Origin of the sequence: Sediminispirochaeta smaragdinae DSM 11293 (assembly GCF_000143985.1) — a bacterium.
GTDB classification, from domain to species: Bacteria; Spirochaetota; Spirochaetia; order DSM-16054; family Sediminispirochaetaceae; genus Sediminispirochaeta; species Sediminispirochaeta smaragdinae.
On the sequence record NC_014364.1, the window covers coordinates 3301133 to 3316428 of the forward strand.

Annotated in this window: 13 protein-coding genes; 3 read left to right on the forward strand and 10 right to left on the reverse strand. The window is 51.4% G+C overall.

Annotated features, from left to right (window positions below):
- Positions 1 to 13: 13 nt before the first annotated feature.
- The 8 genes from SPIRS_RS15540 to SPIRS_RS15575 form a co-directional block, all read right to left on the reverse strand.
- Positions 14 to 1483: an FAD-dependent oxidoreductase gene (locus tag SPIRS_RS15540; protein WP_013255637.1), complete on the reverse strand. Its 1470-nt coding sequence runs from the start codon at positions 1481 to 1483 to the stop codon at positions 14 to 16.
- A gap of 14 nt (positions 1484 to 1497) precedes the next feature.
- Entirely contained in the window at positions 1498 to 3198 is a 1701-nt protein-coding gene (locus tag SPIRS_RS15545; RefSeq protein WP_013255638.1) for a UGSC family (seleno)protein, read from the reverse strand.
- Positions 3199 to 3603: 405 nt separating this feature from the next.
- Positions 3604 to 4662, reverse strand: a complete 1059-nt coding sequence (locus SPIRS_RS15550) for a substrate-binding domain-containing protein (RefSeq protein ID WP_013255640.1) — start codon at positions 4660 to 4662, stop codon at positions 3604 to 3606.
- A gap of 24 nt (positions 4663 to 4686) precedes the next feature.
- The gene (locus tag SPIRS_RS15555; RefSeq protein ID WP_013255641.1) at positions 4687 to 5670 is read right to left on the reverse strand and encodes an ABC transporter permease; all 984 of its coding nucleotides are present in this window, start codon (positions 5668 to 5670) and stop codon (positions 4687 to 4689) included.
- Between the two features lie 3 nt (positions 5671 to 5673).
- Positions 5674 to 7164 (reverse strand): sugar ABC transporter ATP-binding protein, encoded by a 1491-nt coding sequence (locus SPIRS_RS15560; RefSeq protein WP_013255642.1) that lies wholly within the window; start codon positions 7162 to 7164, stop codon positions 5674 to 5676.
- Positions 7165 to 7172: 8 nt separating this feature from the next.
- Positions 7173 to 8669 (reverse strand): aldehyde dehydrogenase family protein, encoded by a 1497-nt coding sequence (locus SPIRS_RS15565; RefSeq protein WP_013255643.1) that lies wholly within the window; start codon positions 8667 to 8669, stop codon positions 7173 to 7175.
- 12 nt (positions 8670 to 8681) lie between these two features.
- Positions 8682 to 9911 carry an iron-containing alcohol dehydrogenase gene (locus SPIRS_RS15570; protein ID WP_013255644.1) on the reverse strand — a complete coding sequence of 410 codons (1230 nt, stop codon included), beginning with the start codon at positions 9909 to 9911 and terminating at the stop codon, positions 8682 to 8684.
- 171 nt (positions 9912 to 10082) lie between these two features.
- Positions 10083 to 10994 carry a LysR family transcriptional regulator gene (locus SPIRS_RS15575; protein WP_013255645.1) on the reverse strand — a complete coding sequence of 304 codons (912 nt, stop codon included), beginning with the start codon at positions 10992 to 10994 and terminating at the stop codon, positions 10083 to 10085.
- A 238-nt stretch (positions 10995 to 11232) separates the two neighbouring features.
- On the opposite strand from SPIRS_RS15575, the gene hflX reads away from it, so the two are divergent.
- The 3 genes from hflX to SPIRS_RS15590 are packed head-to-tail and all read left to right on the forward strand — an operon-like array spanning position 11233 to position 13942.
- The gene (hflX, locus tag SPIRS_RS15580; protein WP_013255646.1) at positions 11233 to 12522 is read left to right on the forward strand and encodes a GTPase HflX; all 1290 of its coding nucleotides are present in this window, start codon (positions 11233 to 11235) and stop codon (positions 12520 to 12522) included.
- Between the two features lie 8 nt (positions 12523 to 12530).
- Positions 12531 to 13532, forward strand: coding sequence for a dipeptidase (locus SPIRS_RS15585; RefSeq protein ID WP_245537602.1), 1002 nt, complete (start codon positions 12531 to 12533; stop codon positions 13530 to 13532).
- The gene (locus SPIRS_RS15590) at positions 13529 to 13942 is read left to right on the forward strand and encodes a DUF2784 domain-containing protein (protein WP_013255648.1); all 414 of its coding nucleotides are present in this window, start codon (positions 13529 to 13531) and stop codon (positions 13940 to 13942) included. The genes SPIRS_RS15585 and SPIRS_RS15590 overlap by 4 nt, the downstream gene beginning before the upstream one ends.
- Here SPIRS_RS15590 and SPIRS_RS15595 read toward each other — a convergent pair.
- A complete protein-coding gene (locus tag SPIRS_RS15595) occupies positions 13868 to 14758 on the reverse strand; it encodes a DMT family transporter (RefSeq protein ID WP_013255649.1) in 891 nt (296 codons plus the stop codon). The genes SPIRS_RS15590 and SPIRS_RS15595 overlap by 75 nt on opposite strands.
- The gene (locus SPIRS_RS15600) at positions 14755 to 15294 is read right to left on the reverse strand and encodes a hypothetical protein (protein WP_013255650.1); all 540 of its coding nucleotides are present in this window, start codon (positions 15292 to 15294) and stop codon (positions 14755 to 14757) included. Before SPIRS_RS15600 ends, SPIRS_RS15595 begins: the two co-directional genes overlap by 4 nt.
- Positions 15295 to 15296: the final 2 nt, after the last annotated feature.

Below are 15296 nucleotides of genomic sequence, written 5' to 3' on the forward strand. Positions count from 1 at the left end.
TTCATCAACCCCATCAGGTCGTCCCGTCCAGGATGGCGCCCTGTTTTTTCAGGGTGCTTTGCAGCTCGCTGACGTTTTTTTCCAGTGCCCGGGGAGAAATGCCTTTCTTCACGCAGATTGCGGCGGCGGCGCCGGCGGCCTGTCCGGTGATCATGGTTTGGTGCAGGTAACGCAGATAGGCGTCCCGGTCGGTGGAAACATGCTTGCCTGCGATAAGCATATTCTCGACTTTCAGCGGAACAAGGCATCGGTAAGGGATGTCATAGGAGCCGTCGTCGCTCGGGCAGACCTTCTCCACCTGGGCGATTGTGTTCTGGTCGGTGGTGTGGTGTGCGCCAGCCTTGAAGTGGCTCTTTCCTATAACATCGGAGAACTCTTTCCCCACAGCTACATCGTCCCGGGTGAGTTTATAGTCGCCCATAATTCTGCGGCCCTCACGCATGCGCAGTTCGGGGCAAAGCCGGGTAAGGTATGCGTTCTTAAAGCCTGGAATGTATTTGCGGAAAAACTTGAGCGCCAGGATGTTCTGCTTGCGACACACTATCTCACCTTTGGTGATGTCCCAGGCATTGTCGGTGAGCACTTCCGGCACCTGAGATGAATGCTGCATATGGGCCTGAATATGGCCGCCTTCCCGGGGGGTAAGGAAGAAGCCCACTCCAGAACATCCGTGCCATTCACCGGTCTCGAGCCCCTTTTTGTGGAACTCGGTAAAGCCCATAATTTCTCCGAACAAGGCCGGGTCGTCGCAGGTCTTGTAGAATTCGAGGGCCTTCTGATGGGCCTGCTCTTTCCGCTCCTCCGACCAATGCGGCAGCGTATGTTCGAACCACACAATCTGATCCGGGTTTTTATGGATCCAGTTCATCAGTTCCTTCCAATCAACCCCATCCATGGTAAAAGAAATCGTGTGGGGCTGGACAGTTTTTTTATCAACGTATTCGGAAAGGGCACCTGCCCGTACCGCGATGTCCCCTTCTCCGGTGCAGTCAATGATGATGTTTCCTTGGATGATCATCGTTCCGTTGGTGTTTTCCACCTCGACGCCGGTCACCTTGTTCCCGTCCTGCACCACATCCACGACAAGGCTGTGAAGCAATAATTCCACCCCTTCTTCTTCCATCATTTCAAAAATTGTCAGAGCAAACCAGTCCGGGTCTATATACGAAAAGGTGTAGCCTCCTTCAAGCCGGTGCTCCGGTTTAAGATGCGGCAGGGCGTGCCCCTCTTTCAGCATACGGGTATGAATCTCCTGAATAATGCCCGCGGCATCCTGTTCGCCTTTTGGGTTGAACAGGTGGGCAAACGCGAAGCCCGGAGGCCCTGAAAAACAAAGCTGTCCGCCGAGGGCCCCTACCCGTTCAATCAACAGGGTAGACGCTCCGCCTCGAGCCGAGGCAATAGCCGCCGCGACACCGGAAGTACCGCCGCCGCAAACGATGACATCGTATTTTTTATCAACAATAACCTGTTTTCTCGCCATACTTGTTCCTCCGTCTATTTTTTGAATTCTTCGATTGACTTCGCAGCTTTGCCGTTGGGAAGTGCGATCGGTTCCACAATGCCCTCGCTGTGCAAGGCCCAAGGAAGTATGATGCCGTCGTGGCCTCCTCGACCGCCGACCACCACCACTTCAACATCTTTGGGCGACCGTGTAACCGGCATAGGGTGCCGGTTTTTAAAGCTTTCGGGCCGAACCGGAACAAGGCCCCGATTCCGTATCATAGGTACCTCGTGGTACACATAGGTGTGGATGTGTTCCTGAATCATTTCCTTTGTGTAACCGGCATTTTTCAACATCATGCCGTGATCCGGGGTTATAGCCATGACCAACGGCCCGGGCATATAGGCATTGTTGGAACCCAGAGTAGTACAGCAATGAGTCAGCGTATCCAGGAGGTCGTAACCATCAAGGCTTAAAAAGTCGATAACATCGTGAATCGGTTCGGCCTTAAGGACATAAACCGTCGTAGTATTCTTGTCGAAGTGGTCTTCGTTGATCATGTTCCACTGGGCCAGTTCCGGTTCCTCGGCGAAGCAGTAGGTAAACTCCGCCTGGCTGGCGATGCAGTCAAGGTCGCAGACCCCAGGTACGGAACGAAGCACGTTCATGATGACCAGGTTAACCGCCCGGCCGATGGTGGCGTTCATTGGCCAGCCAGGCCCCATGCAACCTTGTTTGCCGGAGATACCGATTTCCTGGGCGATGGGTCCGGACACCAGCACAAGGTTGCCGCCCGGGTGTGATGTGGTGACGCTCTGGTTAAAGTTGTAGAGTGGGTTGCCCAGGGCTTTAAAAGCCGCTATCAGTATGGGCATCGCCTTGGGCTTGCAGCCCGCCATCACCGCCGCTATGGCCACGTCCTTGACCGTTATACTCTTTCCGGACGGGCCCGAGGGAGGGCAAAGGACCAGGCTTTCCGAGAAGGGGCAATAGGCCAGCATGTTGTCGTACCGTACCCTTGTGGGCGGAATAATCGGCAAACCATCACTGATATGCTCGTCGTTAAAGTAATCGTTGATCAGCTCCAGGTTGTCGCAAGGTTCTTCTTCGCTGCCGAGCTCGAAGGTTTTGGGAAGGTAGCCGTCTTTCGCGGGCGGAACCTTGTCCATCTTGAAATCGATATGGGATAGTTTTGCAAGCTCCTCGCCGTTGGAAGTGAGGGATTTCAATATATAGTCCCATTTTACATCTACCTGATGCGCTACCTCTTCTATGGTACTGGCCTGGTAAATATCCACCGAGCAGAGACAAAGCTGTCCGGCGCGGTACACGCCAACCCCTTCGGTAATCGCCGATCCCGGAGGCGCGGTCATATACACCGCAGGAATACCCAGTTTTTCCAGTTCGATAGTAACCACCGTGGTCGAAGAGGAAGTGCCCATGTCGCCTAAAGCCACAATCGCCGCAACCGGTTTCTCTTTGGCCAGCATGGCCGCGTAATCGGCCAGTTTCTTTGCGTCTTTGCCCCGGACAGTCTCGGTGTATTCCACAAAGTTCGACGCGCCGATTTCCTGTAGTTTTTCCTTTATACGGCCAAATACCGTATAGTAATTACAAAACCCAAGTTTGGTGTTGTTGTAAAAAAGAATTTTTCCTTTTCTCAACTCATCCAAAGACGGTCGCTTCGCCATAGTAATGACGGTCCTGTCCTGAAAGCCCCTGGGATCCAGTAACCTGTTCTGTTGTTTTCCCATTTTTTATCTCCTTGTATAATCTTTAAAGGGATTTTTCAAACCTACCGCCGGTTTAGGCGGCGGCGTGTAGCCCGTCTTTTCCCAGATGGGCTTGTTGTATTCGAACAACATGTCCGCAGCAATGGTGCTCGTACACATAGTAATCATGGGCCCCTCATCGTCGGGTTCATAAGTCCAGAGGAGATACCAAAGTAGTCGACGCCTGTCCCATAGTTGGAAATGCACTCCCTATACGCCGAATACAGGCAGGGATTCTGATGCAAGGATGGGGAGGGCACCCGGTACGGTTGTTGATGATGGAGTGCCATAAGCACATTTTCTTTAGCCGTGAGCATATACCTATCCCCTTCCCCCTTTTTCGGGGACTTCATGCAGAGAACTATTCTTCAAAATGCCGATAGAACGTTATTGAACGATGCTCTTATACGTATCCCTGGTAATCATGGTGCCGGAAATCTTGATAACCGCGTATTTCTGTCCGGCTTCCTTGAACTGGGGGAAAATATCCTCGGCCTTTTTGCCTTCCCGGCACATGGCCAGCATACCTTCAACCATATATTTCGCGTAATCCATAGCGTTGTAATAACAAGTAGCCCACCAACAGGGAGATGCGTTGTTGGCCCATTCCTTTACCGCCAGTTCGCCACCGGCGCTGACAAGGATCGCTTTCTTTTCCACGCCGGCGGCTTCAATCGCCCTGGCGGCACCGAGGCCATAGTGGTCGACCGTACCCATAACGAGCCAGGCGCTGACCTCCGGATGGGAAGCGATAATGGCGGAAGTCTGCTTGTAGGACGCTTCGGCCATATCCTGGCTGCCGGTCTCCGCGGCACAGTCGGCCATGAAGATGTTGGAATCTTTCAGTCCAGGGAAGCCTTTTTTAAGTCCGGCGACAAAGCCGTTAGCACGGTTGATATCCGACTGATACTTGCTGTTAGTGCCTTTAATAACGCCGACGGTTTCAATCTTGGAAAGATCCACGCCGGTAGTTTTCCAGTTATCGATAATCCATTGAGCGCACTTATCGCCGACACCTTCCGCGTCAAGCTCAACGTACGGGGCAATCACCTTGTCCGACCCATCTTTTAGTTTTAAGGTTTCACCGATTACCGGCACTTTAGCGTCGTTAAACTTCGACACCACCGCCGGGGCGCTTCCTTCGTCGACCACAAAAAGGAAGGCGCCGTCGATTCCCGAGAGAAGCGCCACATCCACCTGCGAAAGCTGCGTTTCAATTTTCCGATTCGCGTCGGCGGTGCGCACTTCAAAATTGTACTGGGCTCCCAGTTCCTTTAAGGACGCCTCGATGTCCTGTATCCATTGCACCGTGAATGATGTGGCAAAATATTCGAAAACAAGTGTTTTTTGCCCTTCCGATGCAGAATCGGAATCCGTGACACCGTTGGCGAACGCCCCCGTTGCCAAAGCGACGGTCATAATCAGCGCGATCACTTTTCTCTTCATAACTTTCCCCCTTCCTTAAAAAATTTATCTTTCAAGCCTCTCCCTACGGAAGAAGTCAAATATCAAAGCCGCAATTAAAATCAGACCTTTTGCGACAATCTGCCAAAAGGCCGAAACGCTAATAACCGTAAGACCGTTGTTGAAGCATTGCATGATAAGAAGACCGATAAAGCAGCCTCTCAAGTTTCCCTTGCCGCCTGAGAAAGCCACTCCGCCGAGGATGGCCGCGGTTATGGCGTCAAACTCCGCTCCGGCACCTCCCCCCGGCTGTCCTGAGTGCATTTTTGCGGTCATCAATACACCGGCGAAAGCCGCTACCATGGCACTAATGATGTACAGAATCGTGCTGATCTTTTTAGGGTTTAAACCGGCCAAACACGCCGCGGTGGGGTTGCCGCCTATCATATAGACGCTCCTCCCGAATACGGTCCGTCCCAGGATAAACCCGAAAATTATGAAGAAGACGATGAGTAAAATCGCGGGAAACGGAATTCCGGCAATTTTCATGGTACCGAATTTGATGAACATTTCTTCATTTATGGGGACCGATTTCCCCTTGCAGATAATAAACGCAAGTCCCGAACACACCGAAGAGATCGCCAGTGTGGCTATAAAAGGCTGAAGACCGAAAATGTTTACCAAACACGAATTAACCAGCCCTACCGAAACGCTGGCGACCACCACCACGAGGGAAGCGATAGGCCAGGGAACGCCGGCGTTGATCAAAATCGCCACCCAGGTTCCAAAAAGGGCTGCCACGCTGGCGCTCGCCAGATCGATATGACCGGCGATAATAAGACAGGTTTCGCCGATAGCCAAAAGGCCTACTGTCGAAGCCGCCAGCAGTATATTGGTCATATTGAAATACGACAGGTAATTCCTGTTCATGAACGTGAAAAAGGAGATTACCAGCAGCAAGACGATCAGCATCATGATCTCGTTGGATTGCATGAGATACTTGGTCAGTCCCGTATTTGCGCTTTTGTTTGTTTTTTCGCTGTTTTTCATCGATTACCTTTCCCTCATGGCAAGTTTTAAGACATTTTCTTCCGAGAGTTCTTTCCGTTTCAGTTCTCCGGTTATCCGGCCTTCCCGCATAACGATTACCCGGTCGCTGACATTAACGACTTCCGGCAGTTCGGACGAAATAAAAATCACCCCAAGGCCCGATTTGGCCAAATCACAGATCATTTGATAGATTTCCGCCTTGGTCCCCACATCGATACCTTTGGTCGGTTCGTCGAGGATAAGCACTCTGAGGTTCGCCAAAAGCCAACGCCCGAGGATGACCTTCTGCTGGTTACCACCGGAAAGTTCCACCGCCACTTTGTCTATCGAAGGGGTTTTGATCCGTTGTTTTTCCACCGCCTGCCTCGCGATTTGTCGTTCGTTCCGGCGGCTTATCACCCCGAGCTTCGCCAGGTTATGCAGAATTGGAATAGTCAGGTTTTCCCTGATCGAACGATCGAGGACGAGTCCCTGCTCTTTGCGATCTTCTGGGCAAACACCGATACCCGCGAGGATCGCGTTCCGGGGGCTTCGTATTTTCTGGATTTTTCCATTAACGTAAATCTCACCCGCATTGAGCTTGTCAGCGCCGAAAATAGCCCTGATGGTTTCCGAACGTCCGGCGCCTACAAGGCCCGCGAAACCGAGCACCTCCCCCTTACGGAGGGTAAAGTTCACATCTTTGATATAATCATTTTCAAGGCCTTTCGCTTCCAGTACCACTTCGCCGATTTTGTCGTTCCGGCTCAAATTATTAAACACGTCGCCGATATTTCGGCCCACCATCTTCAGCACAAGTTCGTCTTCGGTGGCGTCGCTGGTTTTTACCTCTTCGATAAAACAGCCATCTTTTAAAATGATGATCTTATCAGCTATCTTAAAAATCTCTTTCATTCGGTGGGACACATAGAAAATAACCTTCCCTTTCTGTTTGAGCTTTTCGATAAGAGAGAAGAGTACCTCGATTTCAGGGTCAGAAAGGGAAGCCGTAGGCTCGTCAAAAGCGATTATCATACTATTACGGCGGTAGGCTTTCATGATCTCCACCATCTGCTGATGGGCAACCGACAGGGAATTCACTTTATCGTGGGGTGAAAAAGGCATCTGGAAGAGGTTGATGAGTTTTTTCATCTCGCCGTGAGATTTCCTGAAATTGACAACGCCCAGTTTATTCCGATAGAGGTCTTCCATAAAAACGTTCTCCGTCACGCTCAGGTCCCCCACAAGCTGGCGTTCCTGGTAAATCACACTGACGCCGTAACGGAGCGCCTCGATCGGTGACGTAAAGCGAACCTTTTCACCGTTAATAAAGTATTCACCGGAGCTCGCCTCCCTGGCGCCGGTTAAAATTTTTAAAAGGGTGCTTTTACCTGCGCCGTTTTCTCCGAGGAGCGCGCAGACCTCACCGCCATCGGCCCGGAAACTGATATTGTCCAAGGCTTGGACGCCGACAAAGGCTTTGCTAATATTCTTAAACTCAACATAGTTTTCCATGCCGTCCCCTATTGGAGAAAACCTTTCAGCACGATATTTTTGATCTTGGTCATCTCATGCAGAGTTGTCAGCCCTTCGTTCCCCATGCCGCTCATCTTCTGGCCGCCGAAAGGTTGCATTTGGTTGCGGTACACCGAGGATCCGTTCACCACCATGCCCCCCGACTGCACGTTCCGCGCGACGTGCATACCCAGTTTCCAGTCTTTAGTCATCACACAGCCGGAAAGTCCGAAGTCACTAGCGTTGGCGATTTCTATCGCTTCATCCATCGTATCGAAGCCGATAATCGGCCATACAGGGCCGAAAATTTCCATATTCTTCACCACGTCCATATCTTTGGTAACCCCAGAGAGTACCGTCGGCCAGTAAAAAGCCCCTTCTCTCCTGCCACCACATTCGAGCTTTGCTCCCTGGTCTATGGTCTTTTGAACCTGTTCCTCAACCTGCTCTGCGGCCTTCTCGCTGATAAGGGCGCCCATTTTCTCTCCCTTGGCGTTCGTGCGGTCGGTATGGGAAAAGGCCTCGTCCATTATTTCCTCGATATTGTCGTCGTAGCCCACTTCGATCCCTTTAACCAACTCCAAAAGTTTTTGGGTAAAAGCTTCCTTGACGCTGTTGTGCACGATAAAGCGTTTTGAAGAAATACAAATCTGCCCTGAGTTGCCTTTACGGCTCCCCCAAGCCCTGGCTGCCGCCGCATCGATATCCGCGTCAGGCATAACGATAAAGGGATCGTTGCCGCCTAATTCCAATACACAGGGCGCAAGACGTTTGGCCATAATCCCGGCGATGCCTACACCCACTTCTGTACTGCCGGTCATGCTCACAGCGTCAACTCCGGGGTTCCGCAGGAGCCAATCTCCAACCTTCGATCCCGAGCCGGTTATAATCTGCAGGGCGTTGCCCGGAACACCGGCTTTCAACAGGAGTTCGGTAATAAGAATGTCCGTTAAAGGATTGTCCGTCGGCGGCTTCACGATGACCGCGTTCCCTGCGGCCAGCGCGGGGGCCACTTTGTACGCGTAAAGCAGCATAGGTGCGTTAAAAGGCACTATGGCCGCCACGGTGCCCAAAGGCTCATGGGTTACCATAATGAGATCTTGGGCTGTTTTGCCGTCATGCCCCGGTTCAGAGCCCGGCACGAGAAGTTGGCCGTCGAGCCGCTTTGCCGCCTCAATATACCCGGGGAAAACCGATATCGTCTGGTTATATTCAAAAATCGTCGTCGCCACATGTTTACCGCATTCCCGGGTGCAGACCGTGATAATCTCACGCTTTCGTTCCTCAAGAAGCCGAACGAACGTTTGAATAATTTTTTCTTTATCCATGAGCGGAATAGCGGCCCATTCCTTCTGTCCTTCCTTGGCGTTGACTACCGCTTCGTTCACATCCTCTTCGGTAGCCATGGGAATTGTATCGAGCTTTTTATTATTCGCCGGGTTGATAACGTCGATGGTTTTACCGTCCCGAGAGCTGGTTTTCCTGCCACCAATAATCATCTGCATCAGAATACCTCCCTAGTTTTTACTTGCGATAATTTTAGAGTAATAATTCGTCCGATTAATCAGATAGGCGAAATCCTTCATCTTAGTTACCCTTGGGTATGCGCACTGATCGTTGGGAGTCGTATCCTTATTATTAAAAATTGGGTGCTTGAGCATAAGGTCAAGTACATCCTTGTCATTGTACCCCCATTCCTCAAACGTTTTGCCTCCGGCGATATGGAGGTCCCGGCAAAGATCGATCACCCAGTCGATCAGCATCTTCACCTCGAACTCTCCTTCGGGAATATTTCTCTTGGTGATGGCATTGTAAGCTTTGCGATATTTTTCTTTGCATCCCTGACCGTTCCATTCAATTACCGCGGGAAGCACCATACCGCAGGCATCGCCGTGAGGCATGTGAAAAGGCTCTTCCGACATCGGGTGGGTAATTACATGATCCTGCCCTATACTGGCGATACCGAGGGAAAATCCCGAGTACATACAGCCGAGACTCATCATGTTGGCCCACTTCGTAACCGCAGGGTTCGCCACAAACGGCCGTATCGCCTCGCCGATAAGTTCCAGCGAATGAAGCGAAAAGAGTTCAGTAAAATCGTTCGCATTCATGTTGGTGTAGGATTCAAGACCGTGGGTAAATGCGTCCACCGCAGTCGCCGCAGCCACTGCAAAGGGAAGTCCGGCAAGCAAATGAGGATCCATGACGGCGTAAGCCGGTAAAATCGAATCGTGCATGGGAACGAGTTTAAAACCTTTCTGGTCGCAAATAACCGCGTTTCTGCACACCTCACTGCCGGTGCCCGCCGTCGAGGGAACCGCAATAATCGGATAAGTCTTATGGGGCAACGGTTTCGCGGGAGGCCAGCCCATAAAGTCCATCACCCCATGATCCGTTTCGCCGACAATTGCGACGCCCTTGGCGGTATCCATAGTACTGCCGCCCCCCACGGCGATAAGCGCATCGACCTTGAACTGATGGGCCTGCGGTATCGCCTCGTCTTCTATGGTAACGGCCTCAGGATTAGGGCGTACATTGGTAAACAGGGTATACTCCACCCCGGGAGCGGCCTTTAAAAGGGCTTCCACAGGTTTGATCACCCCGGCCTTGTACAAGCCTGGATCGGCAACCAGCATTACCCGCTTCCATCCCTCGGTTTCCAAAACCCGGGGAATAACCGAAATACATCCCGGCCCCTGGTAAATCTTTTGTCTTATGCCGAACTGTAAAAACTTCTCGATTGCCATACTGTACTCCTCACATTTTTTTCAGCAGGGCGCCACCGCTAGCGCATTCCGATATCGGCAGACGATGAACGCCATCCTGTTCGTCCTACTGACGAAAGCGCAGTGGAACTTATTGAATAGAGCTATTATGGTATCCGGGTTTTAAAAAACGCAATCGCAATAAAAAAACAGCTATTCCGATTTGGAATAGCTGTCGATATATTCCCAGAAGGCCTCGGACGCGGCGTTATGGAAGCTATTTCGCAGGCGGGTCAGACAGATGGTTCTTTCCGCGGTAGGAATAATATCGCGAACAACAAGATCCTCCGATGTAATGTGGGAGGTAAATTTTTTCATAAGCAGGGCGATACCCATTTTGTTCTGGACGAATTCAAAAACATTTCCAATTCTGGTGCCCTGAAAATACACATTAGGAGTAAAACCCGCTTCCTCGCAAAGTCTGACGCAGTAAGAATACGTAGTGGTCCGGTTGCTCAAAAAACACAGCGGTTCGGTACGCAGCTGCTGCAGATCTATCTGCTTCTGCTCAGCCAGCGGACAACTGCGGTTCACTACGGCGACCAGATGATCCATGGTAAAGGCGATCTTTTCAAATCGCTTTGTTTTGAGAAAAAGCGAATCGCAGAAAACAAGATCAAACTCGCCGGAACTAAGACTGTTACTCAGCAGCTTATCTTCGTTATATTTAAACTCGTTCATCTTTATCGTGAAATTGGGAAATTGGGTTCTGAAAGCGGCCACCGCCTCAACGATACCGTAAAACTCCATGGTGATCAGGCAGCCCAAATTGAAATCCATCTGCTCCTGGTCAATGAACTGGCACAATTCCTTGTTCATCTGTAAAAAGCAATCGTTGAATTTTTTCGCATAGGGAAGAAAAAACTGACCGCCAGTTGAAAGCCTGGTTGTTTTATTGTTACGGATAAAAAGCTGTATACCCAGTGTTTTTTCCAGAGCCTGTATATGTTTCGAAAGCGCCGACTGGGTAATGTACAGTTCGTCGGCCGCGGCAGAAAAATTTTTACACTCGACTAACTTTAAAAAGTCGTTGATATGGAAGAAGTTCAAATCCCAGCTTTTCATATTTTAGCCTTTTTTAGTCTTTCCCGCTTTGGCAAATTTGTCAAGAAAAAGGAGTTGAGCCATTATTTCTGTGAGGCATTGGGGCGATCACACTGTATAATAAGCACAATCGTACCGTGGCGCTTCAAAACTGAAAGGTGGCTGTAGTGTTCCGAATCCTGGTGATCGATAGCGTGATGAAAGACTCAAGCCGGCCGTAATGGACATGCGAAGCCTCCCGGGTGTACCATAATCGGTAATGATCGAAACCTACCAGCGTGAAACAGAAGATTCACTTCCGCGGGAAAGGCGGGCATTTCTTGTTGAACTGCGCAGAGCGGAAGAGAGTGAGAGGAGTTGCGAGGCTCATCTCGCAGAACTCAAAGGGCTTGTGGGAACCCTTGGACTGACGATTGCCGGCACAACTGTGGCTCCACTTAGGTCTCCCTCCCCCGCCCTATTACTGGGAAGCGGGAAGAGTGAGGAGATAGCCGACAGTGCCGACGAGCTCGATGCGGGGGTTATCATTATCGACGACGACCTAACGCCGAGGCAGCAGCGTAACTGGGAACGGCTTTCAGGCTGTGTCGTGATCGACCGTCAGGAAGTTATCCTGGAGATCTTTGCAGACAGGGCTGCGACGCGCGAGGCCAGCCTGCAGGTTGCCCTTGCCCGCATGGAATATAGCCTTCCCCGACTTACCAGGGCATGGACCCACCTGTCCAGGCAGCGAGGAGGATCCCGCGGGACAAGGGGAGAGGGAGAAACACAGCTCGAAAGCGACCGGCGTATTGTCCTTGCCAAGGTTGCAAAACTCAAGAAAGAGCTGGAAGGGGTACGCAGACAGCGTGCCACCGCCAGAAAGCAGAGAAGATCGGTGCCTCTGCCCACGGTAGCTCTGGTCGGCTATACAAATGCCGGGAAATCAAGCCTTCTCAACGCCTTGGCAGGATCGGCGGTCAATGCGGAGGACAAGCTTTTTGCTACCCTTGATCCCACGACCAGACGGCTTGAACTTTCCGGAGGAAGAAGCGTTCTGCTTACCGATACCGTCGGTTTTATCCGCAAGCTTCCCCATGCCTTGGTCGACGCCTTTCGTGCTACCCTGGAAGAAACCCTTCTGGCGGACCTTTTGATACATGTTATCGATGCCTCAGATCCGGAAGCCGTAGAGCATTACCGTACAACCAGGCAGGTCCTCTCTGAAATCGGAGCGGAAGATACGGAGCAGATCATCGTCCTCAACAAGGCGGACCTCCCCCACGACCCGCTTCTCCTTGCCCCATTACGGGAAGCCGATCCTCAGGCCCTTTTCATCTCCACAAAGAACGGATTGCATCTTGATATATTGAAAGAGCGGATTGCCGTCATGTTGGAGAAGCACACATCAGGCCATCGGTATCGTATTCCCCTTGATCGTTACGATCTGGTCGCCCTTCTTCATCGCGAAGGCAGAATTATAACGGAAGAAGCAACCGGACAGGCGGTTTGTGTCGAAGCAATGGCGAACGAGAAGGTCGACTCCATTCTGAAAGCGTTTAGGGAATAAAGAAGGAAATGATGAAATTTGTTGATGCTCACAGCGACTTCGGGATTCGCTTTATCCAATCCCCCCGTGCACGGTATGGGGATGTCATGACCTCCGAGCACCTCCCTGTGCTTAAATCGGGGGGAGTTGCACTTGAGGTGATGACCGTCGGCGGTGATTTTGCCGTCGACGATCTCGATCTTGCCGATCCTGTGGACGCCTTTCGTGTTATCGAGGCCGTTCTCCGAGAGGAGGAGCATGCCGAGGCCTGGCAGGTTGTCAGGAACCGAGGTGATCTGCAGGAGATAGCAAACGGCACCGGTACGGGACTACTTCTTCATATCGAGGGAGCAGCCCTTCTCCGTAAAGACCTTGCCCTGCTCAAAACCTTTTACCGCCTCGGCGTGCGCTCCTTTGCCTTTACCCACAACCTTCGAAACGATTTCGGCGACGGCTGCCTCGAACCATCCAACGGCGGTTTTTCGCTGGCGGGAAGAACGGTGCTGAAGGAATTGGCGAAGCTACCCATGGTTCTCGATCTGGCCCATGCCGGAGAGCGGCTTTTCGAAGAAGCGGCAGCATCGTATCCGAAACCCTTTGTGACATCGCATGCCGGAGTAAAGGGGATCACCGATCATCCGAGAAATCTCTCTGATCATCAATTGCGGCTCATACGGGATGCAGGAGGGGTTCTGGGAGTGGCCCTTGTTGCAGCATTTATTCACACACCACCGGCCGAAGCATCCATCGACTCCCTCCTCGATCATATCTGTTACGCGGCGGAGCGAATTGGCAGTGAACATATCGGTATAGGACCGGACTTTACCTATTTTTATCCCGAGGCTGTCGAGCGGCTGAGAGAACGGTTGGGAATGGATCCCGGGACCATCATGTTTCCCCCGCACCTTGACTCACCTGCAGGGTTCCCATTACTGGCGGAGGCCCTGTCGAACCGAGGCTTTTCCCAAAGCGAGATACAAGGCATCTGCGGAGAAAACCTTATACGGCTCTTCGGCAGCCTTCTCCAATGAACATCCCTCCGGTAGCTGCGGCCTTTGCCGCCGACCTGATAGTCTTTATTCACCTTCTTTATGTTCTCTTTGCCGTCGGTGGTGAACTGCTGATCGTAATAGGAGCGATTGCCCGACGGCGGTGGGTCAGAAACCGACTGTTTCGGTTTCTCCACCTCGGGGCGGTTCTTTTGGTGGCGGCTGAATCACTTTTAGACATCACCTGCCCCCTCACAGAGTGGGAATACCGGCTTAGGATTATTGCAGGGCAGAGGGCGGAAGGAGATATCACCTTTATCGGACGCCTCATCCGATCGATTATCTTCTATGACTTTCCGTCCCTCTTTTTTACCGTGCTATATGTCGGCTTCGGTCTTCTGGTCCTCTCCACCTTTATTTTGATTCCCCCTGGACACAAAAAGTACAGATAAGAGAATCATAGCCCCTCCCACCAGCTTATTCCAGGAAAGCGTCTCTCCCAGGACAAGGACACTCAAAGCAAGGGCACCAAAAACCTCAAGGTAGGAGAGATGGGCGGTTACCGAAGCGGGCAAATGTTTAAGTGCGGTGAAAAAGAGAAGGAAAGCCACCAAGCCTATCAACACGGCATAGAGAGACGCATAAGCAAGGGAGGCTCCTGTCGGAAAGGGCCAGAAAAAGAGTGCGGGTGTGAACAGAAGGGCGGGAATAAGGTTCTGATAAAAGGTTGTGGCTATCTGATCATACCGAACCGAAGCGGCCTTAAAGACAATGACCGTCAGAGAGTAGAGGGCCGAACTGATCAAGAGCATGGACATACCGATGAAATCTCGACTCTCAATTTCAAACCCACTCTGGCTGTAAACAATCCCTATCCCGGCAAAGGCAAGTAATAAAAGGAACCTATTACGAAGCGGTATGCGCTCCTTCAGAAAAAGGGCACCAAAAAGGGTCGCAAAAACCGGCCAGGAATAGAGAATCATGATTCCATTGGAGACCGAAGTAAAGAGATAACCAGCAAACAGCAGCAGCAGTCGCACCGCATTCAGAAAAGAGCCGAGTAAAATAAGAGCACTCGGTTTTCCGAGCCTACGATGGCCGGAAAGCAGGTAAAAGATCGTAAGAGCAACCAGGGGCACAGCGGTCCGAAACCACGACATAAGAGGAGCCGGAACTGCGGCGAGCTTGATGAAAACCCCGGCGCTTGCCATCAACATGGTAGCCCCGATAATCGATAGAAGAGGAATAAACTGTGAACGTGAACTCATAGACGATACCGGATACCGATTCCTGCGGCAACATAGTTGCTGGTTTCGGGAAAGAGCAAAAGGCCGGGAGCCGCTTCAACAAAAATCTCGACCGGCATATTGGAGAAGAAAAAAGCTATACCAATAGGAATACGCACGGCGATCTTAAAATCGGAAGAAAAATGGACGGCCCCGCCACCGCCCACATAAGGACGGAAAAAGGCACCGTTATTCATCTGAAAACCGTTCAAATGATAGATGAAATCGGAATGGAGATAGAGCCCGGTATTGTGACTAAGAAACGACCAGGCGAGGGCAGCATCCCAGGCCATAGAACCATTACCGGTCGCCTTTATGCTGAGGCCGCTTGGTTCTCCAAGGATAATGCCAGCGGAAAGTCCCGAAGCACGCTCTTTTAATTCATCAATATTGATCAAGGGCTTGGAATCCTCTTCAGGCTTTTCCTTCTGTCCCGGATCGGCATCCTGGCTAAAACCGGGCAGTGTCAGAACAAAGAGAAAGGAAACCACAATAAGACAGGTAGAGACTCTCTTCATAC

Excerpts from the sequence above, each read along its gene's own strand:
- SPIRS_RS15540 (WP_013255637.1), bottom strand. The coding sequence starts at position 1,483 with ATGGCGAGAAAACAGGTTATTGTTGATAAAAAATACGATGTCATCGTT.
- SPIRS_RS15545 (WP_013255638.1), bottom strand. The coding sequence starts at position 3,198 with ATGGGAAAACAACAGAACAGGTTACTGGATCCCAGGGGCTTTCAGGAC.
- SPIRS_RS15550 (WP_013255640.1), bottom strand. The coding sequence starts at position 4,662 with ATGAAGAGAAAAGTGATCGCGCTGATTATGACCGTCGCTTTGGCAACG.
- SPIRS_RS15555 (WP_013255641.1), bottom strand. The coding sequence starts at position 5,670 with ATGAAAAACAGCGAAAAAACAAACAAAAGCGCAAATACGGGACTGACC.
- SPIRS_RS15560 (WP_013255642.1), bottom strand. The coding sequence starts at position 7,164 with ATGGAAAACTATGTTGAGTTTAAGAATATTAGCAAAGCCTTTGTCGGC.
- SPIRS_RS15565 (WP_013255643.1), bottom strand. The coding sequence starts at position 8,669 with ATGCAGATGATTATTGGTGGCAGGAAAACCAGCTCTCGGGACGGTAAA.
- SPIRS_RS15570 (WP_013255644.1), bottom strand. The coding sequence starts at position 9,911 with ATGGCAATCGAGAAGTTTTTACAGTTCGGCATAAGACAAAAGATTTAC.
- SPIRS_RS15575 (WP_013255645.1), bottom strand. The coding sequence starts at position 10,994 with ATGAAAAGCTGGGATTTGAACTTCTTCCATATCAACGACTTTTTAAAG.
- hflX (WP_013255646.1), top strand. The coding sequence starts at position 11,233 with ATGATCGAAACCTACCAGCGTGAAACAGAAGATTCACTTCCGCGGGAA.
- SPIRS_RS15585 (WP_245537602.1), top strand. The coding sequence starts at position 12,531 with ATGATGAAATTTGTTGATGCTCACAGCGACTTCGGGATTCGCTTTATC.
- SPIRS_RS15590 (WP_013255648.1), top strand. The coding sequence starts at position 13,529 with ATGAACATCCCTCCGGTAGCTGCGGCCTTTGCCGCCGACCTGATAGTC.
- SPIRS_RS15595 (WP_013255649.1), bottom strand. The coding sequence starts at position 14,758 with ATGAGTTCACGTTCACAGTTTATTCCTCTTCTATCGATTATCGGGGCT.
- SPIRS_RS15600 (WP_013255650.1), bottom strand. The coding sequence starts at position 15,294 with ATGAAGAGAGTCTCTACCTGTCTTATTGTGGTTTCCTTTCTCTTTGTT.